Origin of the sequence: Methylosinus sp. PW1 (genome assembly GCF_000745215.1) — a bacterium.
Lineage (GTDB): Bacteria > Pseudomonadota > Alphaproteobacteria > Rhizobiales > Beijerinckiaceae > Methylosinus.
Genome location: NZ_JQNK01000009.1, coordinates 2,129,382 through 2,152,973 on the forward strand (window position 1 = coordinate 2,129,382; position 23,592 = coordinate 2,152,973).

A 23,592-nucleotide genomic window follows, 5' to 3' on the forward strand; every position below is an offset into this window, starting at 1 on the left:
GGACGCGGAATGCGGCGCGGACTATTCGGCAAGCTGCAGGCGAAGCGCGATTTCGTCTCCCAGGGCGCGCCGCGCGGCTTTCTCGCCGCCTTCGAGCCGTGGATTCAAGGCGGCGTCGCCTCCAGCCGCGCGCAGCTCGGCGACGCTTGGCAGGCGGCCTATCTCACCGCGCCCATCTGGCGCTTCTGGCTCGGCCCGGAGCTTTGCGCCGGCGTGACGACGCTCGGCGCCTTCATGCCCTCGATGGACGGCGTCGGCCGCTATTTCCCGTTCAGCGTCGCATTTTTCGCCGAGGCGGGCGAGGCGCTGTCGCCGCCGGAGGCCGATCCGCAGGACCTCTGGTTCGAGACGCTCGAGGATTTCCTGCTCTCGACATTGGAGCAGGGCGTCGCTTTCGAATCGGCGCTGGAGGCGCTAGAGGCTCTGCCCGCGCCGGCGCTGGAGCAGCCGCAGGCGCGTCTCGTGACGCCGAGCGCGGCTGTAGCGCGCGTCGGCGAGGCGGGCTTTGCCGAAGCCTGCCGTTCCGCCCGCGAGGGGCTCGCTCGCGCCAAGGCCGTCGCCGATCAGAGCTTCTGGTGGACGCAAGGCGGCGAGGGTTTCGCGCCTCACGCGCTGGCTTCGACCGGCATGCCCGATCCGGCGATCTTTTCAGCCATGATCTCCGGCCGCTTCACGCCCGCGGCGAGCGAGCAATGAGCGGCATGGCCGATCTTCGCCCGATGCGCGCCTTCGCGCTCTCCGACAAGGGCCGCGTGCGTGCGGAGAATGAGGATAATTTCCTGTCCAAGCCGCATATGGGCCTTTTCGCCGTGGCGGACGGCATGGGCGGCCACGCCGCTGGCGCGACGGCGAGCGCCGTGGTCGTCGACAGTCTGAGCCGCGTCGCGCCGCAGAGCGCGGCGGCGGAGCTGCGCCGCCAATGCGAGACCGCATTGCAAGGCGCGCATCGCGATATTCAGCGGCAGGCGGCATTGCGCGGCGTCGGCACGATGGGCTCCACCGTCGTCATGCTGCTGACCTTCGACCGCTATTACGCTTGCCTGTGGGCCGGCGACAGCCGCGCCTATCTGCTGCGCGGCGGCGATATCGTGCAGATCACCATCGATCACACAGAGGCCGAGCAGCTGCTCGCCGATGGCGTGCTCACGCCGGAGGAGGCGCGCAACTGGCCGCGCCGCAATGTCATCACCCGCGCGGTCGGCGCCGGCGAGACGCTGGCGCTCGATTTCGTCAATGGCGAGCTGTTCGAAGGCGACATGCTCGTGCTCTGCTCGGACGGGCTCACCGGCCATGTGACGGCGGCGGAGATCGCCGGCCTCGCCAGCGGCCGCGCGCCGGAGGAGGCTTGTCGCGCGCTGATCGATCTGGCGCTGGCGCGCGGCGGAACCGACAATGTCACGGTCCTCGTCGCCGCCTATCGGCAGCAGGAGGAGGAGCCGACCCGCTTGCGCCCGGGACGGGACGAGTCCAGAGAAACCACGAGGCCGCGTTGAAGATCTTTCTCCCTCTCCCCGCTCGCGGGGAGAGGGCCGGGGTGAGAGGCTCGGGGCGTTGGCCAGAAACGGAAAACGCCCCGAGCCCCTCATCCTCACCTTCTCCCCGTTCACGGGGAGAAGGAAGGCGGCGAAGGCCGCGCCAAATCGTATGAGACTCGAGATTTTATAGAGCGATCAAATGTCTTACTCGCCGGATGTCCAATCGATCCACGGCGCCCTGCCGCCGGGCGCACGGCTCAACGCCAATTACGAGATCGACGCCTTTCTGAAGGCGGGCGGCATGGGCGATGTCTATCGCGGCCATGAGATAGAGACGGGCGACACGGTCGCCATAAAGCTCATCCGCGATCAGCTCGCCGGCGACGAGGCCGTGCTGGCCATGTTCCGCAATGAGGCGCTGGCGCTGCGCCGCATCCATCACGAAGCCATCGTGCGCTATTTCGGCTTCACGCTGGAGCCGCAGCTCCGCCGGCATTATCTCGCCATGGAGTTCGTCGAGGGCCAGCCGCTCTCCGATATTCTGGACCGCGGCCCGCTGCCGGCGCCGCAGGTTCTCGCGCTGATGCGCCGCATCGCCGCCGGCCTGCAAGCGGCGCATGAGCAAAATCTCGTCCATCGTGACGTCTCGCCGGACAATATCATCGTGCCGGAGACCGGCATCGCCCGCTCGCGCATCATCGATTTCGGCATCGCCCGCTCGCTGCGGGTCGGCGACAGCACGGTGATCGGCTCGGGATTCGCCGGCAAATACAAATATGTCTCGCCGGAGCAGCTCGGCCTCTTCGGCGGCGATGTGCGCGCGGCCTCCGATATCTACAGCCTCGGCCTGGTGCTCGCCGCCTGCCTCCTCGGCCAGCCGCTGCCGATGGACGGCACGCAGGTGGAGGTGATCGAGCGCCGCCGCGTCCTTCCCGATCTCTCCGCCATCGATCCGATGATGCGGCCGATCATCGCCGCAATGCTGCAGCCGGACCCCGAGGCCCGGCCGCGCAGCATGGCCGAGCTCGCCGCATGGACGCCCGACGCCGACGAGCGCGGCTCCACCGTCTTCGCGCCGCGTGGGGCGAGAGCGCCTGTCCCGACCCGAGCGCCGGAGCCGCCGCCGATTCCGGTTCCGCTCGGCGCCGCGCCCCTTCCGCCACAGGCGAGACCCGCCGAGACCGCCGAGGAGAAGAAGCCGCGGCGCGCCGGCGTCCTTATCGGCTCTCTCGTCGCGGTCATAGCGCTCGCCGCCGCGGGCTTCGGCGGCTGGCGCTATCTTCATCGCGAGGAGCCAGCCGCGACCACGCAGGCCGAGACGCCGACGACGACCGACGTCGCCGCCGAACCGCCGCCGCCCGTCGTCGAGCCGCAAAAGCCCGTCGAGACGCGGCCCGATCCTTTCGTGCGGCTGCGCGAGTATGCGCGCGATTTCGACGGCGGCGATTGCTTCCTCGCGGTCGTCGGCGAGATTTCCGCCGGCGAGGCGCAGATCGACGGCTATGGCCGCGGCCGCGAGCCCTTCGACGCGCTCGACAAATCGTTCCGGGACGCGACGGGCGTTCCCGCTGCGATCGGCGTCCGCAAGGTGACGGCGCCGCAATGCCCGGCGCTCGGCTTCGCCAAGAAGTTTCTCGCCGTCCGCGAGCCTTTGCGCTTCGACGTCGCGCGCACGCAATTGCAGCGCAGCGGCGACAAGCTCGAGGGCGCAATCGAGACGCGCGCCGAACATGTGCGTTTTCTCATAGTCGACGACGACGGACTGGTGAATGATCTCAGCGCTCGGCTCGGACAGGAGCCCGGACGGCGCGACTTCGCGATGGAGCTGCGGGCCACTCGGCCCGGCCCGGTGCTGCTGGTGGCGATCGCCGGCGCGACGCCCATCTCCCTGGCCGCCGCCGCCCGCGCGGCGACCGCCAAAGACGTGTTCGCCAAGCTCGCCGAGGAGCTGGCCAATGCGTCGCCGCCGCCGGCGGTGGCGCTGAAATATGTGTCGCTGGTCTCGGGACGCTGAGCGCCGCCGGGGCCGGCGAAAATAGCCCCGAGATTTTTCGGCCTCGGACTTTGAAGCTCGCATTTTCCGGCGCTGCGCCGGGCGGAGGTTGCTCATGGCGCGATCAGCGACAGGATTTCCGATCGATCGCGCGGCGCTGGCCGCCTTCCTTCTCCTCACGCCGTCATGGCCGGGCTTGTCCCGGCCATCCACGCCAGGACGCCGAGGCCTCTCGAAAGCTCGGCCTGACGCGGAGGCTCCGATGGGGCGTCCGTCGTGGAACGAATCCGTCGAAAACGTGCGCTTTCCTGCGATTTCTCGGCTGCCTGGCGTGGATGGCCGGGACAAGCCCGGCCATGACGGCGGCGGCATTTCGCGATGGGTGAATCCGATCGCCGGCAAGGGGAGGGTGATCGCGCCCCTTCTGGCGTTGGCGGCGCTCGCTCTGCCGCTGGGAAACGCGCTCGCCGACGATGCGCTCATCCGCAGCTTCCGCCAGGGCGGCGACGTCGCCTCGGTCGGCGTTGTGGAGGCCGGCGCGGACACGGAGATCGAAGGTCCGCAGGCGATCTATTCCGGCGCCGACGGCGAGATCTATCTGCTCGATCAGGTCAATGGCCGCGTGCTGCGCTTCGATCCGCGCAAGCCCGCCGAGGCGACGCGCTCGCTCGAATTGCCGAGCGATCTGCGGCCGACCGACATCGTCGTCGCCAGAGACACGATCTATGTCTGGGACGAAGGTCCGCGCGCCTTGCAGGCGACCGGGCCGCAAGATGCGCAGACGCGCAGCCTCGCGGTGACGCGCTCCGTCTCCGCGCCGGACGAGGCGGTGCTCTCCGCCTTCGCGCAGACCGGCTCGCAGGAGATCGGCGAGGAAGCCGCGACGCGCAGCCTCGGCGACGGCAAGCCCTTGCGCTCGCGCCAGACCATCGCCTCGCATGGACGCGGGCAGGTGGTCGCCGATGTGAACGCCCTCGACAAGAAAGGCGTCTCCATCTCCTTGCAGATCAAGGATGGAGCGGCGCTCGCCAAGCTCAAAATGCAGGTGCGCAGCCGCATCGGCTCGGTGGAGTTGCTGGATGTCGATCAGCGCGGCCGCATTTTCGTGCTGGGCGAGAATATTCCGACCGACGCCACCGATCAGCCCTCCACCTTCGTCGCCCGCTACGCCTCCAATGGCGCGCTCGAGGGCGTCTATGAGCTGCCGCTGGACAAGCAGGTCGCGCTGTCGCGCCGCTTCGTCACCGTCTCGGCGGAGGGCGACGTCTATTTCCTGCGCACGCGCAAGGGCGGGGTCGATCTGCTCGGCGTCGGCTTCCGCCCGATGAAGAATGGGCAGACCATCGATCTCGCGCCGCCGGCGCCGGCGATTCCCTCTTACGCGCTGACCGATTTCGGCAAGCGCAAGGGCGCCACGGCGGCGACGCGTCCGCTCGATCGCACACAGGTCGTGCAGACCGCGCTGCAATTCGCCAATGTGCGCTGGCGCGTCAACGCCGGTGCCTATGGGGCGGACCCGGATCGCTCTTGCAGCGGCTTCGCGCGCATCCGCCGGCCGGGCTATCTGCACGGCAAGCTGGGGCAGGAGGTCGTCGGCATTCCCTATTGCTGGGGCTGCCATGGCGCGCTGCCGCGCATAGCGGCGGAGATCGGCGCCGGGCGTCTCGCCGGCAATGTCTGCACGCGCAACGATCCGCGCCCGGATGTCGCCGGCGTCGATTGCTCGGCCTTCGTCAGCGCCTGCTGGGGCCTCTCCACCCATTTCACCACAATGGCCATTCCGGCCATCTCGCGAGAATTGAGCAATCCTTGGGATCTGCTGCCCGGCGACGCGCTCAACAAGCCGGGCTCGCATGTGATGCTGTTCATGCGCTTCACGCCGGATCGCCGCGCCGAGGTGATCGAATCCTCGACCGGCGGCTGCAATGGCAAAGTGTGCCGCAACATCTATCCGCTCGCCTCGCTGCTGGCGCGCGGCTATCGGCCGGTGCGCTTTCGCGGCCTCGCCAATGATATGAGCGCGCCGACGCCGGTCGCCGCCGTCGCCACGGCGACGCCCATGGGCAAGACCAAGCCGGAAAACGCCCGGCCGGAAGCGCTGGATCAGAACGGCGCCGAGAAGCCCGCCAAGGGCGCGGTCAAGACGCGAGCGCGGTGAGAGCGGCATGATCCTGCGCCTGCGCACCGGCTCGGAGACGCTGATTCTCGGCCCGCGCGCCGCCTTCGCGGGCTTGGCCGGCCGCGACCGCCGCGCGCTGGTCAGCGAATATGAGGTGCGCCGCCGGCTGCGTCTCGCGCTCGCCGATCCCGAGGGCGCCGATGCGCTGCGCCGCGCCTTCGCGCTTTGGCGGGAGGAGGGCGCGCGCATTCGCGAGGCGGACGATCGCGCGCTGATCGATCGCGTCGCGCGCATGAGCCGCAATGGCGCGTTGGCGGCTTTCGTCGTTCAGGATCGCGCCAAGGGCCTCGGCGTCTCCACTGCCGCCGCGCCACCGGTCGGCGCGAAGCTCGCCGGCGCGAATGTCACGGGCGCGAATGTCACGGGAATGAACATGCAGGAGCGTCTGACGGCGACGCTCCGCCTCGTTCCGAACCATTTGAGCGGAACGACAAAGCAGGCTTTCGCCGAGCTCATCGAGCCCAAGGCGCTGGCGATCACGGTCGAGGTGCTGGCGCTATGGGCGATCTCCCATGCTTTCGGCGCGGGCGAGGCGATCGATGCCGTGCTGCTGGGCGCGGGCGTCTATTTCGGCGGCGCGCAAATCTGGCAGGGGCTGCATGCGCTGTTTCACGCGCTCGATCTGATCCGCATGGCGCAGAGCGCGGCGCAGCTCGACGAGGCGGCGGCGATTTTCGCCGAAGGCGTCACCAGGCTCGGCGTCGCCGTTCTGATCGCCGCGCTGACCCATGGCGCCGCGAAAAAAGCCGCGCGCTGGACGGAAAAGAAGCCGAGCCTGCGCAACACGCCGCAGGAGAGGGCGCCGAAGGCGGAGAGGTTCGAGGAGCGGCCGGCGCGAACGAGCAGCGCCAAAAGGGATTCGACGCGGCCGATTAAAAACGACGGCTCCGCATCGGCTGGCGCGAAACAAGACGCCAATGCGTACCACACGACGGATTCGAGCGGCAAGGCGCAAAGCATCGTCAATGGCGTCGACCCGAAATATCTCAATCCCAAGAGCCGCTTCGGCAAGGCTTTCTATGTCGCGCAGGAACCGGAGACCGCGCTCGCCGAGGTCGCCCATCACGGGATGTCTCCGAACGCCGGCATTCGCTTCGAGCTCGACGAGACGGCGATGAAAACGCTCGATCTCACCGACGCGAGCACTGCCGAAGCCTGGGGATACGCGCGCGGACCGATAAGCAGCAAGACCCAGGAGATCGGCGAATTGGCGAGACAGAAAGGCTACAACGTCATAAAATACCCGTCTGAAAGAAACGCCGGAGGGACCAATTTGGCGATCCTCGACGACTTCGATCAGATACTTCGCCCGGCGATGATAACTCCGGTGAGGCCATGAAGCTCATCGTGATGATCTACACCTGCGACGACTGCGGCCACGCTTTCGAGACGCCGGATGTGGACCCGGGCTCTTACGGAGAATTCGTTCTGCGGACCTCGACCGGCCATGCGGCCTTTCTCGACGCGCTGCATGATCCGACCTATGAGGAGGCCGATAGAATGCTCGCCGCCAACCCCGCGATCTCCGGCTATTCCGCGATGAAACGGGCCGATCTCCTTCAGGCGATCTTTGGAGAAGCGTGCTGTGATCGAGCGGAGGATGGAAGCGTATTTTCGATGACGCAGCATCCGATTTGCCCGCGCTGCAAATCGGCGAAAATCCGCTCGTGGGACGTGAAGGAGCCGGTCGAGATCGTCGATGTCGATATGCCGACTGTCTCGCACAGGACTTGGCTCGGCATGAATGACAAAGAGCGCGAGGCGCGCCTCGCTGAGAGCGTGGACCGCGCGCTCGGGCGGTTCTAGCGCGCATTCCCATCGTCGATCCTGGTTTCGAATCGGCGAAGGCGACCGCGAAGTGCGTTTACGCACATACGCTCCGGTCCGCTCCTCTATGATCGATTGCCACGAGGACGACGCAATGATAGCGTGATGCGATTATTGTGATCGATTGTCAGGTAGATACAACGGTCGCGGCCATGAAGACGCGCTTCGAGACCCTTTTTTTCTTCCTCGCGAGCTTCGCTCTCGCGGCCGTCGTCGCGTCTCCCGCCTTCGCCGAGCGCCGCGTCGCTCTCGTGCTCGGCAACGCCGAATACGACCACATCGCCAGGCTGAAAAATCCGGTCAATGACGCCAAGGACGTCGCCGAGACGCTGGCGCGGGATCTCGGCTTCGAGGTCATCTCGCTCGTCAACGCCCGCAAGGATCAGCTGGACGGCGCGCTCGCGGACTTCTCCCGCAAGGCCGCCGGCGCCGATGTGGCGCTGTTCTATTACGCCGGCCATGGCGTGCAGAACGAGGGCAAGAATTATCTGCTGCCGACCGACATCGCCGTGAAGGACGTCGCCGACGTCGAGTTCAAGGCGCTGGACATGGACCGCGTGCGGCTGGCGCTCTCCAAATCCGCCGGCGTCAATATTCTCATCCTCGACGCCTGCCGCAACAATCCCTTCGACAGTCTCGTCACCGCCTCGCGCTCGGTGGATGGCGGAATGCTGCCGCGCGGCCTCGAGCGGATGGCCGTCGCGGTCAACAAGGGCGCCAAGGGCATTCTCGTCGCCTATGCGGCCGCGCCGCATGAGGTGGCGCTGGACGGCGCCGGCCGCAACAGCCCCTTCGCCGAAGCGCTGCTCAAGAATCTGAAAGCGCCGGAGGTGGAGATTCGCCGGCTGTTCAACCTCGTCAGCGACGATGTCGCGCGCACGACCAAGGGCAAGCAGTCGCCGGAAATCTCCAGCCGCATCTATGGCGACTTTTATTTCCTCAGCCCGGACGAGATGGCAGAGCGCGCGTGGCAGAAGGCCTCCAAGACGCAGGACCCGGCCGATTTCCGCAGCGTGCTGACGCTCTATCCCACCTCGCCCCGCGCTCGCGACGCGCAGCTGCGGCTCGATCTCTTCGAGAGCGTGCAGCGCTGCAACGCCGAGCAGAAGGAGCTGGAGGCGATCTCCCCCGCTGATCTTACGCGCCTGCGCGCCGCCGCCGGTCGCTTCTCCTGCGACGCCGCGCGCAAGAGCGCCGAAGCGCTCGTCGCCAAGGCGGAGGAGAAAGAGCGCCGCGAGCTGGCGAGCTGCGAGGCCGACAATAAAACGCTCGGCGCGCTCGGCGAGGACAATCTCGCCGGCCTGCGCGCCGCCTCCGCGAAAATGTCCTGCCCCGACGCGCGCCGCCGCGCCGGCGATCTCATCGCCCGGCTCGAGGCGAAGGAGCAGCGCGAGCGCGAGATTTGCAACGCCGATCTCGCGGCGCTGCATTCGGTCGCGCGCGACGATCTTTTCGGCCTGCGCGCCGTTTCCGGCCGCCTCGCTTGCCGCGCGGCGATCGAGGAAGCCAAGCCGCTGGTCGCGGCGCTGGAGGCGAAAGAGCGCCGCGAGCGCGAGACCTGCGAGGCCGAGCGCAAGGCTTTCGCCGCTGTCGATCCGAGCGATCTTCCCGGCATGCGCGCCGCCGTCGGCCGCATGACTTGCGTCGCCGCGGTGGAAGGCGCGCGCTTCGTGCTCGCCCGCCTCGAGGAGAAGGAGCGCCGCGAGCGCGATATTTGCGATGCCGATCGCAAGGCGCTGGGCGCCGCCGGCGTGAGCGACATTGGCGCGCTGAAATCCGCCGCCGCCAAAATGCGTTGCGAGGCGGTGCGCAACGACGCCAATCTTCTCGTCGCCGAGCTGGAGAGCAAGGCGATCCGCATCGAGGGGCAGAGCTGCGACGCCGAGCGCAAGAGCGTCGCCGGAATGGGCGGCGACCTCGCGCGGCTTCGCGCCGCCGCGCTGGGCATGAAATGCGACGCCGCGCGCGACGATGCGAAGACCCGCCTCGCCAAGCTCGAGGAGCAGGAGACGCTGGCGCGCCGGACCTGCGACGCCGAGCGCAAGACGCTGCAATCAAAGGCCGACGACCTCATCGCTCTGCGCGCCGCCGTGCTGTCGACCACTTGCGAGGATGTGCGCAAGGACGGCAAGGCGCTGGCGGCGGAGCTGGAGAAGAAGCAGCGCCTCGCCAAGGAGAGCTGCGACGCCGATCGCAAGGCGCTGGACGGCAAGTCCGGCGATCTCTCCGGCCTGCGCGCCGCGCTCGACGGCATGAGCTGCGAAACGGCGCGCGCCGAGGCCCGCCGCAAGATCGCGGAGCTGGAAGGCGCTTGCGCCGCCGATCGCAAGAGAGTCGCCGATGTCGATGCGACGAGCTTCGACGCGCAGCAGAAATTGGGCGCGCTGCGCGACCGCAAATTCTCCTGCGCCGATGCGCGCGGCGACCTCGACAAGGCCGTCGCCGCGATCGAGACGCGCGTGCGCGCCGCGCAGACGCAGCTGAAGACGCTCGGCTGCTATGCGGCCGCCGCCAATGGCAAGCTCGACGAGCCGACCAGATCCGCCCTCGCCGCCTATGCGAGCAAGAAGGGCGAGGCCGCGCCGACCCGCCTGACCGACGAGCTGGTGGCGCAGCTGCAGGGCCAGACCGAGACCGTCTGCCCGCAGCAGGCCGCGCCCATCGCCGCCAAGCCCGCGGAAGCGCCGGTCAAGGACGCCGCCCGCGAGGAGGCGGCTCCGGCCGCCAAGCCGGCCAAGCACAATGCGCGTCGCCATGAGGAAGAGGACGAGGAGCCCACGCGTCCGGCGCGGGCCGGCAAGCGCAATCAGATCGCCGCGCCGGTCGTCGCCCCGCGTCATATGCGCGAGCGCGCGCCCGTCGAGCGCCCGGTTGTCGCCCGCCCGGCGCGTCCGGCGGCCCCGGCAGTTGTCGCCGCTCCGGTCGCCGCGACGCCGAAGCCGCTGTCATGGTCGCATAATCCGGGCTTCTGATTTTTAGCCGCTCAGGCGCCAGGGGCGCGCGTCAGGCCCCACATGGCGAAGGTCGCGAGCGCCGCCTCCACTTGCGCGCGCGTGCGGCTCTCCTCCGCCTCGCCGGACATTGCGCGGGCGAGATCGTCGACCGTCCGCGTTCCGTCGAGAAGATCGAGAAAGCGCCGTGTATCGTCGCCCTCGAGCGCGACTTGCGAATGCCGATAGCTCGTCACCGAGCCGAGGCCGAGCCGAGCCTGCGCGCGCGCCAGCGGATTGGCGAAAGGCTTTGCACCCGGATTTCGCCCGACAGGAAAAGGCTCCGTCGCCAAGCGCGCCATATTGCCGGCGAAGAGCCGCAGCAACGCCGAGCGCGCCGCGGGCTCTGGCGCGATCTCGTCGATCGCGAGCGCGCGCGGATAGGCCTCGCCGAGCCGGCGCATGGCCGCGCCGAAAGGCTCGTCCCGCGTCGAGACCTCGCCCTTGCCCGCCGTCTTGAAAGCGTATTCGCCCGCAGCGACGCTGGCGTCGACGAATGGCTCCAGCGGCGCCTCGAGATAGAGGCCGGAAAGACGCTTCGGGGCGAAGCGCCGTTCGAGCGGCGCGCCGGCGCGGCAGAACAGGCTGCGACGAAAAAACCGCGTCTCGACGAAATCGAGCGCCTGCTCATAGGCGATCTGATCGCCGCCGGTCAGCGGCAAGGATTGGCTCCAAAGCTCGCTCTCCCATAGCGCATGTCCCACCAGCGACGGATCATTGTCGCAAAGATAATCGAGCCCATGCGCGCGCGCCGCGGCGACGACGGTGGAGAAGAGCTGCGGATCGTAAATCTCGCCGAGCTCGTCGTGAAAAATGAGCCCATCCGGCCGGCCGAGAAAATCACGCGCCTCCAGCGCCAGCGCCTTGCGAAAAGCATTGTCGCTCGCCGACCATTGCTCGGCGTAGAAGCTCGCCGTCGCACGCGCGGCGGCGATCTTGCGCTCGGGCTCCGCAATTCCCGCGACGGCGCAAAGAAGCATATCGCGCAGGCCTTGGCGCAAGCGGCAGCCCGGCAGCGCATTATAGCTGATCATGGCGACGCCCCGCGGCGACAGCAGCCGCCCGCACAGCGCCATCACCGCATCCTGAACGATTTTCGGCGCCCAGGCATAGACGCCATGCGCGATGATGTAATCGAAGGATTGCGGCTCGGCCGTGAAATCGCGCAAATCGGCGCAAACGAGCTGCAGATTGGCGACGCCCGCCGCCGCCGTCAGCTCGCGTCCTGCGGCGACGGCGCGCTCGGAGAGATCGACGCCGATGAGTTGCGCGCGCGGCGCGCCGATCGCCATGCTGGCGAGATTGACGCCATCGCCTGCGCCGATCTCCAGCACGCGGCAGTCCTGAAAGGGCGCGGCGGGCCGCCCCATCAATTGTGAAAGGGCGCCGAGCTGCGTCGGATGCGTCCAATGGCGGACGGCGTAAGGATAGTCCTGCTCGTCATAGATATTCGTCATGGGAATGGGCTCGCAATATGGACGCGCGATCCTCGATGAATTCGCCGCCTCATGCAAGACGCGGCGGCGCGACGATCAAGCGAGAGCGAGCGACGCCGGCCGAAACGAATCCGCGCGCGCGCTGCGCCAGGCGGCGGCGAAGCGCGCATCCATCTCGCCACGGAGAAACGCGCCGGGTGCCGGCGCCGGATAGAGCTCGGCGAAAGTCGCCGCCTCATGCGGAGAGATGCGGCGACAAAAATGCTCCGGCGCGAAATCGCCCGGATGATCGAGCCCCGCGGCGGCGGCGAGCTCGGCGAGCGCCATGAGCGTCGCATGATGAAAATTGCGCACGCGCTCCGCCTTGTCCGAGACGACGAGCGCGCGGCCGCGCGAGGCGTCCTGCGTGGCGACGCCAGTCGGGCAGCGATCCGTGTGGCAGGACAGAGATTGAATGCAGCCGAGCGCGAACATGAAGCCGCGCCCGCTATTGCACCAATCGGCGCCGAGCGCGAGCGCCCGCGCCATGTCGAAGCCCGTGGCGATCTTGCCGGCCGCGCCGATGCGGATGGCGTCGCGCAAGCCGACGCCGATCAGCGCATGATGCGCGAAGGCGAGTCCGTCGCGCATCGGCATGCCGATGTGATCCATGAATTCCAGCGGCGCCGAGCCGGTCCCGCCCTCCTTGCCGTCGACGACGATGAAATCGGGATGGAGGCCCGTCTCCAGCATCGCCTTGCAAATGGCGAGAAACTCCCATGGCTGGCCGAGGCAGAGCTTGAAGCCGACCGGCTTGCCGCCGGAGAGCGCGCGCAGCTGCGCCAGAAATTGCAGCAATTCGATCGGCGTCGAAAAGGCCGAATGCGCCGCCGGCGAAATGCAATCCTCGCCCATGGGCACGCCGCGAATGCGCGCGATCTCCTCGCTCACCTTGGCGGCCGGCAGCACGCCGCCATGGCCGGGCTTCGCGCCCTGGCTCAGCTTCACCTCGATCATCTTGATCTGATCTCGCGTGGCGATCTCGGCGAATTTCTCCGCGTCGAATGCGCCCGCGCGCGTGCGGCAGCCGAAATAGCCGGAGGCGATCTGCCAAATGACGTCGCCGCCGGCCTCCTGATGATAGGGGCTGAAGCCGCCCTCGCCCGTATCCTGCGCGAACGCACCCTTGCGCGCGCCGAGATTGAGCGCGCGAATGGCGTTGCGGCTCAAGGCGCCGAAGCTCATCGCGGAAATATTCAAGAGCGAGATGTCATAGGGCTGCGCGCAATCGCCGCCGACGCGCGTGCGAAAATGCTTATGCGAGACCGGCCGCGCCGCGATCGAATGGCGCAGCCATTCGAAGCCTTCCGCATAGACGTCGATTTCCGTGCCGAAGGGCCTTTTGTCTATGTTCATCTTGGCGCGCTGATAGACAATGGCGCGCTTGTCGCGGCTGAACGGACGGCCGTCCTTATTGTCCTCGAAGAAATATTGCCGCAGCTCCGGCCGCACATGCTCGAGCAAAAAGCGCAGATGCGCGGAAATGGGATAGGCGCGCAAAATCGCATGCTCGCGCTGCAGCAGATCATGCGCGCCGAGCGCACAGAGCGCGGCGCAGGCGAGCGCCGCCGGAAAGAAGGCGCTCGACAGATCGCCCTCGGTCGCTATGGCGCAGAGGAGAAAGCCCGCGACGCTGAGGGTGAGGACGATGAAGCGCGGCGTGAGGGGGAGAATGAGCAAGCGGAGCATGTTCGAAATCTCCTTCCCAAATGTGACGCGGCCGCCGCGGGGCGCGGGCGGATCGGCGGCTTTTCCGTGGCGAAGCGCCGAAGCCTCTCACGAGACGGCTGCATTCGCGCGACGACCGCGCGCGCGAGCGCTTTTCCCCGCGCTTGCCGGCGCGGAGGCGCGAATGATAGTCTCGCCTCGCTTGTTCGGGCCTTTTGCGTCATTCGAGATCCCTCGCGCGCATGATCGCTTTTCCTTATTTTTCCTGCGCTGTGCAGCTGATCGCGTCGCGCCGCCTTCGCCGCCTTCCTTCTCCCCGTTCACGGGGAGAAGGTGAGGATGAGGGGCTCGGGGCGTTTTGCGTTTTTGGCCAGCGCCCCGAGCAACTCGCGCCGGCCCTCGCCCCGCTTGCGGGGAGAGGGAGAATGCAGCGCAAAGGCCTATCATTTGTTCTGCGACGGAGCGTCGGCGGAGCGCTCGCAATCTCTTGCGCTATGCTCGGTCTTTTCGCGAACGCCGCATCGGCCGAGACGCGCGCCATTCTCATCGGCGTCGATCATTATGAGCATGCGCCGCCCTTGCGCGGCGCCGTCGCCGATGCGCACGATCTCGAGGCGAGCCTGCGCGGACGCGGCGCGCGCGACATTGTGACATTCATCGACAGAGCGGAGCGCGCCCCGGTAATGCGCGCGCTGGACGCCATGCTAGGGCGCGCGCAAAAAGGCGATACGATCTTCCTGACCTTCGCCGGCTATGGCGCGCAGAAGAACGCGCCTATTCTGCTGCTGCCGAAATTCGATCCGAGACAGGCGCGCGACAATGGCGAGAAAATCGCGCGCGCCGAGCTCGATTCCATGATCGACGCTTTCGAAAAGAAAGGCGCGCGCGTCTTTCTCATCGCCGACGCTTCCTTCGGCGACGGCCTCGCGCGCGAGGTCGATCCACGCGCGGCGAAGCTCGTCTATCGCTCGCTTAGTGAAGGCGCTTCCGGCGCCACGACGAAGATCGCGCCACGGGATTTCGCACGCTCGGTCGTGCTGATGGCGGCGGATGCGCAATCCAAAGCGCCCGAGCTGGAGATTGCCGGCGTCGGCCAGCGCGGCGCGCTGAGCTATGCCGTGGCGCGCGCGCTCGAGGGCGCGGCGGACGCCGATGGCGACGGCGCTGTCACGACGGAGGAGCTCATCGCCTATGTCGGAGGGCTCGCCTATCAGCTCAGCGATCAGCGTCAGAGCATCGCCGTCATCGCGCCGCGAGGGCTCGACGCCTCGAGGGATTTGATCGCGCAGCTCGGGCGCGGCGTCGGCGTGCAGGCCGTGGGCGGATCGCCAGCGGAAGAGGAAGAGGCGGCGGCTTCCTCCGGCGGCGGCGGGCTGACGATCACGCCGCTGACGCCCAAATCCATGGCGATCGGGCCTGGCCAGAGCCTGCCGCCGGCAAGGCCCGCCGCTCTGCCGCCGCGACCCAAGGAGCCGATCCGCCTCGCTCTGCGCGGCGCGGCCGCCGAGCGCGGAATGGGCGCCGGCGCCCATGCGCCTTTCGTGCTCGTCGGCGCCGATGCGGCGGCTGATATCATCTGGGATGCGGCGAGCCGCGACGCGCTCTCCGGCGGCGATGTGCTGGCGCATAATGTCGATGCGCATGAGCTCGACGTTCTGATCGATCGCGCCGCCACCGTGCGCTGGCTGAAGCTCGTCGCCGGCAAAGGGCCGCTGCCGATGCGCGTCGCGCCCGAAGGGCTGCGGCGCAAGGGCGAGCGCGTCGAGATCACCATAGGCGGAGTCGCCGGCCGCAATCTGCTGCTGTTCGATCTCACCGGCGACGGCGTGCTGCAATTGCTCTATCCGCTCGCCTCCGACCCGCCCGTCGTGCAATCTTCCGACTATCGGCTGAGCGTGGTCGCGGGCGAGCCCTTCGGCGCCGATCAGATCGTCGCCATCGCCTCGACTCGGCCCATGCCGCAGCTCGAGCAGGCGCTGCGGCAGCTCGATCGGCTGCGCAATCCGGCCAAGGTCATCGATATCGTCGCGCAATTTTCGAACGGCGAGGCGCAGCTCGGCACAGTCGGCATTTTCACCGCGCGTTGAAAAGGAGGAGAGAATGATGCGGCGTCCTTGTCTCCCGCTTCTCTGCTGCGTCGCGAGCGTCGCGCTCGCCGAGCCGCAGGATAAGACGCGCTCGGTGCGCATCATCGACGATCCGCCGGCGGAGGCCGCGCCGTCGCTGCAGACGCAAGCGCCGGCGATCCCCAAGGAGCCGGCCAAAGCCGCCGGCGCCGGCGTGCGGATCGAGGTGCTGCCGCAGGAGGAGTTCGCGCTCGGCGCGCCGATGAGCTTTCGCGTGACGGCGGAAAAGCCCGGCTATGTGATATTGGTCGATGTCGACGCGCAGGGAAAGCTGGCGCAGATCTTCCCCAATATGGTGACTTTGGCGGACCCCGCCGGCGTCGATGAGAAGGCCAATTTTCTGAAGGCCGGCCAGTCGATGACGCTGCCGGACGCCGGCGGCAAATCCGCCTATCGCTTCGTCGCCTCGCCGCCGACGGGCGTCGGCATGGTGGTGGCCATATTGAGCGACGCGCCCTTGCAGATCGTCGATCTGCCGGATGTGCCGGCGGCCATCGCCGGCCAGGCCAAGGCCGCCGATTTCGTGAAGGATTCGACGCGAATGCTGCAGATACTGCCGGCCGAAGGCGAGCGCCCGATTCGCGCGCCCAAATGGTCCTTCGCGACGAAATTCTACGGAATCAAGTGAGCAATCCCCTCGTCCTTCGAGGCTTTTTGCGGCACGCAAAAAGCCTCGAAGGACGATCCAGCGCCACGCGGCGGCGACCCTTCGAGACGCCCGCTTCGCGGGCTCCTCAGGGTGAGGGATCGATGTTTCATCCGACGCGAGACTTTCGTTATTTCGCTCCGCGCGGACGCCTGATCTGCACATAGAGCGCGCCTTCGCCGCCGTGATTGCGGGCCGCCTCGCCGAAGCCGACCACGAGATCGCGCATGGCCGGGGCGCTCAGCCATAGGGGCACGAGCCGACGCAACACGCCGCCTTCCTCGCTGCGCACGCCCTTGCCCGTCACCACGATCGCCATGCGCGCGCCTGCGGCCTGGGCGCGGCGCAGAAAATCATAGAGCGCCGTCTGCGCCTCGGCCTGACGCAGGCCGTGGAGATCGAGCTTGGCCTCCACCTCGAGCCGGCCGCGACGCAATTTCGTGCGCGTGCGGTGATCGATTTCCGCCGGCGGCGCGGCCGGACGGGGCCGCGGCTTTTTCTCCGCCGGAGCGGGCGTCGGAGGAGGCGCGGCGGCGGCTTTCTTCGGCTCGCCGGCCTCGATCGGCTGCTCCTCCGGCGGGCGGCGACGACGACCGCGCGACGGCCGCACATCGGCCGTCACCTTGTTCCACAGCTCGATCTCTTCACGGGACAGAAAACGCGAGCGACGCGATTCGCGCGGCGGATCACTCATCGCCGCCCGCTCCTCGCGGCAGCAGCACGGTGAAATCCGCCTTGTGGCGCACGAGCCCGGCGAGCGCCCCGGCTTCGTCCCCGGCCCCGAAGAAGAGATCGGCGCGCGCGGGTCCGAGAATCGCCGAGCCCGTGTCCTGCGCGATCATCAGCCGGGCGAAGGGCTCCGCCGCCGCGCTGCGCCAGGGCAGCGTTGCGCTGATGAAAAAGGGCAGGCCATAGCTCCACAGCGAGCGATCGACAGCGATGGAGCGCAGCGGCGTCAGCGCGCAACCCTCGCCGCCTATGGGACCGTCGCGCCGCTCCGGCGAGGAATCGGCGCGGAAGAAGACATAGGAGCGGTTCTCCTGCATCAGCCGGGCGCCGGGCGCGCCGTCTTCCTGGCCGAGGGCGCGGATTTCCGTCTTCAAGCGCTCGAGCGACATTTCGCTTTGCGGAACGAGCCCGCGCTCGATGAGCAGGCGGCCGATCGACGTATAGGGACGGCCATTGCGGCCATCATAGGTGAGCGGCAATTCCCGCCCATCGGGAAAGCGCAGCCGCGCCGAGCCCTGCACCTGAATGAGAAACAGCTCGACCCGATCGCGAACATAGGCGATCGGCCGCGGCCGCAGCTCCGGCGGGCCTTCCTCCAAGGCGCGGCGATCGGGATAAGGCTCGAGGCCGCCGTCGGCCCGCCGCCGGGCGGAGGTGAGCGGCTCGCCCGCCTCGCCGCGGATGGGCGTCTCGTTCAAGGTGACGAGATCGGCCGGACGGGCCGGGACGGGCGTGCGGAATTGCGCGTCGGGAGCCTCGCGCGCCTCGATCACCGGCTCGTAATAGGCGGTGACGAATCCCGGCCCGCGCAGTCGAAAAGGACGGAAATTGGCGGCGAAAAAATCGAGCGCCGCATCTTGGGAGAGGCTCGCCGCATCCATGCCCGCGGCGATGCGGCAGACGCGGACCTGCGCTTCATCGGCCGGCAGAGCCGGGCGGAGCGGCTGCGCGGCGGAGAGGATGATTTCGGCCGAGCGGCGAAAGACGCGAAAGGCCGCGCCGAGATCGTCCCGAAAAATGGCGTCGATCGAATCGAAACCGATTGGATCGAGATCGACGGACGCCACTCGAGATCCGCCTAATGAGCCGTTTCGGTGGCCACGAGCTTCCAATTCGGATCACGCGAGGCGACATCACGCGCGAAAGTCCAAAGGTCGACGATCTCGAGCGGCCGATCCGACTCGCCCTCGATCGCGGCGCCTGCGCTGTCGCGGCGGACCGATTGGAGCTTGGCGACGAAACGAATGGTGATCTGCGCCTTGCGCAGCTCGACCTTGGCGTCCTCCACCGTGGCGGAATCGATGGAGACGACATGTGCCTCGGCCGTCTCGCCGCGCTGCTCGCGCCCGGCGATTTCGCCGGAGAAGCTGTCGAAAACCTCGGTCGAGAGGAGATTGCGCAGCGTGTCGCGGTCGCCCCTGGCGAAGGCCTGGACGATCATCTCATAGGCTTTCTTGGCGCCCTCGACGAAGGCCGGGCCGGAGAAGCCGCGATCGGAGGCGGCGATCTGGTCCAGGCCGCGCCAGCCATTGCTGCCCGATTCGGCGAGGCCTTTCCAGCGGTCGGCGTCCAGCGCGCCATTGGCGGGCGACGGCGCGAAAGCGGAGCCTTGCGGGGCCGGAGCAGCCGGGCCGATCCGCCGGGCGGGGCCGGCGCGATCGGAGGCCGGGCCTTCGCGATCGACGCGCACGCCGAGGACCGACCACAATTTCCAGACGACGAAAGCCGCGAGCGCGGCGAAGACCAAGATGGATGGGTCGAAATCGGATCCCGACAAAGGGCGTCTCCCGGTCGCAGGGATTGTCCGGTATCATGTCGCGTCCCAGATGTCACGAATCAACCCCTCGCCGGGGTTTCTCATGGCGGGAACGGAGGGCGCGCCGAGGTGAACAAGTCGAAACTCGTCGCCTATGTGCTGACAGGCTGGCTCTTCGTCGAGATCCTGGCCTTCGTGCTCGTCGTGCAATTTCTCGGCGTGATGGCGGCCGTGGCTCTCGGCGTCGGCACGACGCTGCTCGGCCTCGCCGACGTCAAGCGGCTGTTCGTCTATCTGCGCAGCCGCGTCGGCCAGCCGCGCGAGGAGCTGAAATCCGGCGTCGCCCTGCTCGAGGGCGGGCTCGAGGCGGTCGGCTCGCTGCTGCTCATCCTGCCCGGCTTCGCCTCTGATCTCGTCGGCCTGGCGCTGAAGTCGCCGTCGATCCGCGCGCAGGTCGCCGATCGCATTCGCGGCAAGACCGAGCGGCAGGGTCCGCAGACCATCGATCTTTCCCCGGGCGAGTGGAAAGCCATTGTCGATGAAGGCCCAAAGCGCCGCGTGCGCGCGCGCCGCGCCCCTCCCGCCAAAGTTGTCTGATCGGCGTCAAATCCGTTGTCGCAGGCAAGGGGACGTGTTAGGCGGGCGCCGTGACAGGCGCCGCCATACCGTCGCGCCTGTCGGGAGCCGAAATCGGCAGGGAGTTCGACGATGACCGATACGAATGGAAACGGCTCCGGCCCGACCGGCGCCCCGGCGCTCAACGTGCTCGTGCAATATGTGAAGGATCTCTCCTTCGAGAATCCCAATGCGCCGCGTTCGCTGCAGCCGCGCCAGAATCCGCCGGAGATCGGCATTCAGGTCAATGTCAACGCGCGCCAGATTTCGCAAGAGGATTTCGAGGTCTCGGTGACGTTGGAAGCCTCGGCCACCGAGAGCGAGGAAGTGCTGTTCAAGCTCGAGGTCGATTACGGCGGCGTGTTCCGCCTGCTGAACATTCCGGCCGAGCAGATTCATCCCATCGTGATGATCGAATGCCCGCGCCTGCTGTTCCCCTTCCTGCGCCAGGTCGTCGCCGACGCCACGCGCAATGGCGGCTTCCCGCCCCTCTATATCGATCCGATCGACTTTTTCGCGCTCTATCAGCAGCGCGCGGCCCAGGCGCAGCAGGCTCCGGCCAACGCCAACTGACCTTCGCGAGAGCGAGCCGTCAGGCTCGCTTCTCCATCGGCGACTCGATGGCCGGCTCGGCCGTCTCCGGCTGCGCGAGATAGCGCAGCCACATCGGCTCCTTGCCCAGCTTGGCGATAAAGGCCTCATGCGCGGCGCGCTCCGCCTCTGTGAGCAGCGGCGCCAGCTTTTGCGGCCGGCTACGCAAAAACTCGCCGCCATTCTCCTCCGCCAGAGTCGCGGCGTCCGCTTGCAGAATGAGCGCCGTTTGGCGGCCGCCCATCAGCTCCGCATAGACTTCCGCGAGCAGGCCGGCGTCGAGCAGAGCGCCATGCTTGTCGCGGCGCGTGAGATCGACGCCATAGCGCTGGCAGAGCGCATCCAGAGTATTGGAGGCGCCCGGATGCCGACGGCGCGCGATGGTCAGCGTGTCGACGACGCGATCGAAAGGAATCGCCGCCTTTCCGAGCAGGCCGAGCTCGAAATTGACGAAGCGCATGTCGAATTCGGCGTTATGCGCGACGAGATTGGCGTCCTCGACGAATTCCAGAAAGCTGTCGGCGATCTCGCGGAACTTCTTCTGCCCAGTGAGAAAGGCCGAGGAGAGGCCATGGACGCGAAACGCCTCCTCCGGCATGTCGCGTTCTGGATCGAGATAGAAATGGAAAGTGCGGCCGGTCGGGATGAGATTGGAAATCTCCACCGCGCCGATCTCGACGATGCGATGGCCCTTGGTCGGGTCGAGACCGGTCGTCTCCGTGTCGAAGACGATCTCACGCATCGGCAGCCTCTCTCGATCGGATCAGCGCGACGGCTTTCGTCGCGCCAGCTCCTCGAGGATTAGCCGAACTTCCTGCCGAGCGGAATCCAGGCCGCGCTCGCTATGCACCACGAAATCGGCGCCGGCGCGCTTTTGCGCGTCGGGAATCTGCTCGGCGAGTATGGCGGCGAATTTTTCCTCCGTCATGCCCGGCCGCGCCAGCACGCGCGCGCGCTGAATATCCGCCGGGGCGGAGACGACGACGACGGCGTCGACATCCTTTTGCGCGCCGATCTCGAAGAGCAGCGGAATATCGAAGACGACGAGAGGCTCGCCCGCGCGGCGGCAATTCTCGAGAAATTCGTCGCGGCCGATGGCGACGAGCGGATGCACCAGCGCCTCGAGACGGCGCAGCGCCTCCCCGTCGCCGAGCACGCGGGCGGCGAGGCGGGCGCGATCGACGACGCCATCCACCGTGACGCCCGGGAACAGCTCCTCGATCTGCGCCGCCGCCGGGCCGCGATAGAGCTCGTGCACGGCGCGATCGGAATCATAGACGGGGACGCCCTCGGCGCGGAAAAGATCGGCCGTCGTCGATTTGCCCATGCCGATCGAGCCGGTAAGGCCGATGACCAGAGGGCGGGACGGGGCGTCGCCGCTCATGACAGAATCGCTCCCTCACGGCGAAGCGCCTCCAGCACCGGCAGCAGCGGCATTCCGATAATGGTCCAATGATCGCCGATTAGGCGCTCGAAGAGATGAACGCCGAGACCTTCTATCTGATAGGCGCCGGCGCTGGTCGTCGCTTCCTCGGCCACGAGCTCGAGATAGCGGGCGAGAAAATCATCCGAGAAAGCGCGCATCGTCAGATCGGCATGGGCGACGGTCTCGAAGATTATGGCGCCGTCGCGGGCGAGGGCGACCGCCGAATGCAGACGATGCGTCCGCCCGGAGAGGAAGCGCAGCTGCTCGCCGGCGGCGGCGGCAGTCGCCGGCTTGCCGAATCGGCGTCCATCGCAGCTCGCCACCTGATCCGCGCCGAGGACGAGAGCGCCCGGCCGCGCCAGAGAGACACGCTTCGCCTTGTCGCCGGCCAATCGCGCCGCGACAGCGTCCGCGTCGCCACCGGCGGCGATGACCTCGGCTTCCACTGCGCGCTCGTCGATCTCGGCCGGGTGAATGAGAAAAGGCGCGCCGGTCTGCTCCAGCGCCATGCGCCGGCCTTTGCTCTTGGAGGCGAGAATCAGCGGCTCGGCGAGACGCCAGAAGGCGCTGGGGCGATCCTGCGGCAGTCGAACCTCCCTCCGATCGATTCCCACAGGCCGGACGTGGTCGTGGGCATTATGGGGAAAAGTGAGCGCCGGCGGACCGGGCATGTGCACAGCTGCGCATAACGTAGCCCAGCGATCAACAGGCGTCGAAACGGGTGGGGAAAAGCGGATGCTAGGCCATTGCAGCGGGAGATTCTCCGCCATCCACGGCAGAGCTTGTGGGCGGATGTCGGCAAGCCGCTGTTAATGTTTCATTTACCGATCTGTCCACAGTGGGGGCGCAAAAGGCTCTACAGCATAGGTCACGATACGTAAGGTGTGGACAAAAGGTTGACGAAAATTAACCTTCGTTAATGAACCGCCAATAAAATCAAAAAAATCTCTTAAAGATTGAATTTTCTTTTTGTGTCGTTTTGGGTTAGCTCCAAAGCCGGAGGGAACGCAGAGCGTCCCTTTTCGTCCCCGATGCTGCCGGAGCAATAAGCGAAATGGGTGATCTCAAGCCTCTCCTCGCCGTTCTGGGCGGAGAAGCACGCGCCGTGCCGCCGATCTGGCTGATGCGACAAGCCGGTCGCTATCTGCCGGAATATCAGGAGCTGCGCGCCAAAGCCGGCAGCTTTCTCGACACTTGCTACAATCCGCAGACGGCGGCGCGCATCACTCTGCAGCCGATCGAGCGTTTCGGCTTCGATGCGGCGATCCTGTTCAGCGATATTCTGGTCGTGCCGGACGCGCTGGGGCAGAAGGTCTGGTTCGAGACAGGGCATGGGCCGCGGCTGATCCCGCTGGAGAGCGACCGCGACATAGACGCGCTCGCGGAGAGTTTCGATCTCGGCAAGCTCTCGCCGGTCTTCGAGACGATCGACCGGGTGAAAGGCGAGCTGCCGAAATCCGTGACTTTCATCGGCTTTTGCGGCGCGCCCTGGACGGTGGCGAGCTATATGATCGCCGGCCGCGGCACGCCGGATCAGGCGCCGGCCCGCCTCTTCGCCTATCGGCGGCCGGAGGCTTTCGCGCGGCTCATCGACATTCTGGTCGAGGCCTCCACCGCCTATCTCATTCGGCAGATCGACGCCGGCGTCGAGGTCTTGCAGCTTTTCGACAGCTGGGCCGGCGTGCTGCCGGCTCACGAGTTCGAGCGCTGGGTCGCGGAGCCGTTGCGGAAGATCATCGCGGCGGTGAAGGCCGCCCGGCCCGGCGTGCCGATCATCGCCTTCCCGCGCGGCGGCGCGACGCATCTGCCCCGTCTCGCCGGAACGCTCGGCGCCGATGCGTTGGGACTGGACACGGCCATCGATCCCGACTGGGCGGTGAAGGAGATCCCGGCTGGCCCGGCGCTGCAGGGAAATCTCGATCCTCTCGCCCTGCTCGCCGGCGGGCCGGCGCTCGATCGCGAGATCGATTCGATCTTGCGGAGCTTTGCCGGACGTCCGCATATTTTCAATCTGGGTCACGGCGTTTTGCCGGAGACCCCGTTAGAGCATGTCTCGCAATTGATCGAGCGTATTCGCGGAACAGGAAATTAGAGCC

20 protein-coding genes are annotated in these 23,592 nt (G+C 67.4%); 12 read left to right on the forward strand and 8 right to left on the reverse strand.

Annotated features, from left to right (window positions below):
- The first annotated feature begins 9 nt into the window (after nt 1-9).
- The 7 genes from tagF to K369_RS24925 all read left to right on the forward strand — a co-directional run bounded on the left by tagF (nt 10) and on the right by K369_RS24925 (nt 10,446).
- Complete coding sequence (gene tagF, locus K369_RS19705; RefSeq protein ID WP_036293547.1) at nt 10-696, forward strand: type VI secretion system-associated protein TagF; 687 nt, start codon at nt 10-12, stop codon at nt 694-696.
- Between the two features lie 5 nt (nt 697-701).
- A complete protein-coding gene (locus K369_RS19710; protein ID WP_245278249.1) occupies nt 702-1,493 on the forward strand; it encodes a PP2C family serine/threonine-protein phosphatase in 792 nt (263 codons plus the stop codon).
- A gap of 181 nt (nt 1,494-1,674) precedes the next feature.
- Nucleotides 1,675-3,489 carry a serine/threonine-protein kinase gene (locus K369_RS27285; protein ID WP_051949424.1) on the forward strand — a complete coding sequence of 605 codons (1,815 nt, stop codon included), beginning with the start codon at nt 1,675-1,677 and terminating at the stop codon, nt 3,487-3,489.
- A gap of 241 nt (nt 3,490-3,730) precedes the next feature.
- On the forward strand, nt 3,731-5,626 hold the full coding sequence (locus K369_RS19720; protein ID WP_245278250.1) for a hypothetical protein: 1,896 nt from the start codon (nt 3,731-3,733) through the stop codon (nt 5,624-5,626).
- 7 nt (nt 5,627-5,633) lie between these two features.
- Nucleotides 5,634-6,986 carry an RES family NAD+ phosphorylase gene (locus tag K369_RS19725; protein WP_036293552.1) on the forward strand — a complete coding sequence of 451 codons (1,353 nt, stop codon included), beginning with the start codon at nt 5,634-5,636 and terminating at the stop codon, nt 6,984-6,986.
- A complete protein-coding gene (locus K369_RS19730; protein WP_036293555.1) occupies nt 6,983-7,453 on the forward strand; it encodes a hypothetical protein in 471 nt (156 codons plus the stop codon). Before K369_RS19725 ends, K369_RS19730 begins: the two co-directional genes overlap by 4 nt.
- 173 nt (nt 7,454-7,626) lie before the next feature.
- Nucleotides 7,627-10,446 carry a caspase family protein gene (locus tag K369_RS24925; protein ID WP_051949425.1) on the forward strand — a complete coding sequence of 940 codons (2,820 nt, stop codon included), beginning with the start codon at nt 7,627-7,629 and terminating at the stop codon, nt 10,444-10,446.
- Nucleotides 10,447-10,457: 11 nt separating this feature from the next.
- Here the strand turns inward: K369_RS24925 and K369_RS19740 are convergent, their stop codons facing one another.
- Nucleotides 10,458-11,921, reverse strand: a complete 1,464-nt coding sequence (locus tag K369_RS19740) for a methyltransferase domain-containing protein (RefSeq protein WP_156967989.1) — start codon at nt 11,919-11,921, stop codon at nt 10,458-10,460.
- 75 nt (nt 11,922-11,996) lie between these two features.
- Entirely contained in the window at nt 11,997-13,628 is a 1,632-nt protein-coding gene (locus tag K369_RS19745) for an FMN-binding glutamate synthase family protein (RefSeq protein WP_036293559.1), read from the reverse strand.
- Nucleotides 13,629-14,101: 473 nt separating this feature from the next.
- On the opposite strand from K369_RS19745, the gene K369_RS19750 reads away from it, so the two are divergent.
- Nucleotides 14,102-15,694, forward strand: a complete 1,593-nt coding sequence (locus tag K369_RS19750; RefSeq protein WP_036293561.1) for a caspase family protein — start codon at nt 14,102-14,104, stop codon at nt 15,692-15,694.
- Nucleotides 15,695-15,710: 16 nt separating this feature from the next.
- Complete coding sequence (locus tag K369_RS19755; RefSeq protein WP_210165057.1) at nt 15,711-16,361, forward strand: DUF4384 domain-containing protein; 651 nt, start codon at nt 15,711-15,713, stop codon at nt 16,359-16,361.
- A gap of 148 nt (nt 16,362-16,509) precedes the next feature.
- Here the strand turns inward: K369_RS19755 and K369_RS19760 are convergent, their stop codons facing one another.
- The 3 genes from K369_RS19760 to K369_RS19770 are packed head-to-tail and all read right to left on the reverse strand — an operon-like array spanning nt 16,510 to nt 18,885.
- Nucleotides 16,510-17,073 carry a Smr/MutS family protein gene (locus tag K369_RS19760; RefSeq protein WP_036293563.1) on the reverse strand — a complete coding sequence of 188 codons (564 nt, stop codon included), beginning with the start codon at nt 17,071-17,073 and terminating at the stop codon, nt 16,510-16,512.
- The gene (locus tag K369_RS19765) at nt 17,066-18,175 is read right to left on the reverse strand and encodes a murein transglycosylase A (RefSeq protein ID WP_036293565.1); all 1,110 of its coding nucleotides are present in this window, start codon (nt 18,173-18,175) and stop codon (nt 17,066-17,068) included. The genes K369_RS19760 and K369_RS19765 overlap by 8 nt, the downstream gene beginning before the upstream one ends.
- Before the next feature lie 11 nt (nt 18,176-18,186).
- The gene (locus tag K369_RS19770; RefSeq protein WP_084570752.1) at nt 18,187-18,885 is read right to left on the reverse strand and encodes a Tim44/TimA family putative adaptor protein; all 699 of its coding nucleotides are present in this window, start codon (nt 18,883-18,885) and stop codon (nt 18,187-18,189) included.
- A 108-nt stretch (nt 18,886-18,993) separates the two neighbouring features.
- Here K369_RS19770 and K369_RS19775 point away from each other — a divergent pair, with 108 nt between their 5' ends.
- Together K369_RS19775 and secB are read left to right on the forward strand one after the other, a co-directional pair.
- Complete coding sequence (locus K369_RS19775) at nt 18,994-19,461, forward strand: FxsA family protein (RefSeq protein WP_036293567.1); 468 nt, start codon at nt 18,994-18,996, stop codon at nt 19,459-19,461.
- A 111-nt stretch (nt 19,462-19,572) separates the two neighbouring features.
- Nucleotides 19,573-20,052: a protein-export chaperone SecB gene (gene secB, locus K369_RS19780; RefSeq protein ID WP_018267353.1), complete on the forward strand. Its 480-nt coding sequence runs from the start codon at nt 19,573-19,575 to the stop codon at nt 20,050-20,052.
- Between the two features lie 19 nt (nt 20,053-20,071).
- On the opposite strand, the gene dnaQ is transcribed toward secB, so the two are convergent.
- The 3 genes from dnaQ to K369_RS19795 are packed head-to-tail and all read right to left on the reverse strand — an operon-like array spanning nt 20,072 to nt 22,038.
- A complete protein-coding gene (gene dnaQ / locus K369_RS19785; RefSeq protein ID WP_036293569.1) occupies nt 20,072-20,812 on the reverse strand; it encodes a DNA polymerase III subunit epsilon in 741 nt (246 codons plus the stop codon).
- Nucleotides 20,813-20,833: 21 nt separating this feature from the next.
- On the reverse strand, nt 20,834-21,454 hold the full coding sequence (gene coaE, locus K369_RS19790; protein ID WP_036293571.1) for a dephospho-CoA kinase: 621 nt from the start codon (nt 21,452-21,454) through the stop codon (nt 20,834-20,836).
- Nucleotides 21,451-22,038: a Maf family protein gene (locus tag K369_RS19795; protein WP_198033203.1), complete on the reverse strand. Its 588-nt coding sequence runs from the start codon at nt 22,036-22,038 to the stop codon at nt 21,451-21,453. The genes coaE and K369_RS19795 overlap by 4 nt, the downstream gene beginning before the upstream one ends.
- A 512-nt stretch (nt 22,039-22,550) precedes the next feature.
- Here K369_RS19795 and hemE point away from each other — a divergent pair.
- Nucleotides 22,551-23,588 carry a uroporphyrinogen decarboxylase gene (gene hemE, locus K369_RS19800; RefSeq protein ID WP_036293573.1) on the forward strand — a complete coding sequence of 346 codons (1,038 nt, stop codon included), beginning with the start codon at nt 22,551-22,553 and terminating at the stop codon, nt 23,586-23,588.
- The last annotated feature ends 4 nt before the right edge of the window (nt 23,589-23,592 follow it).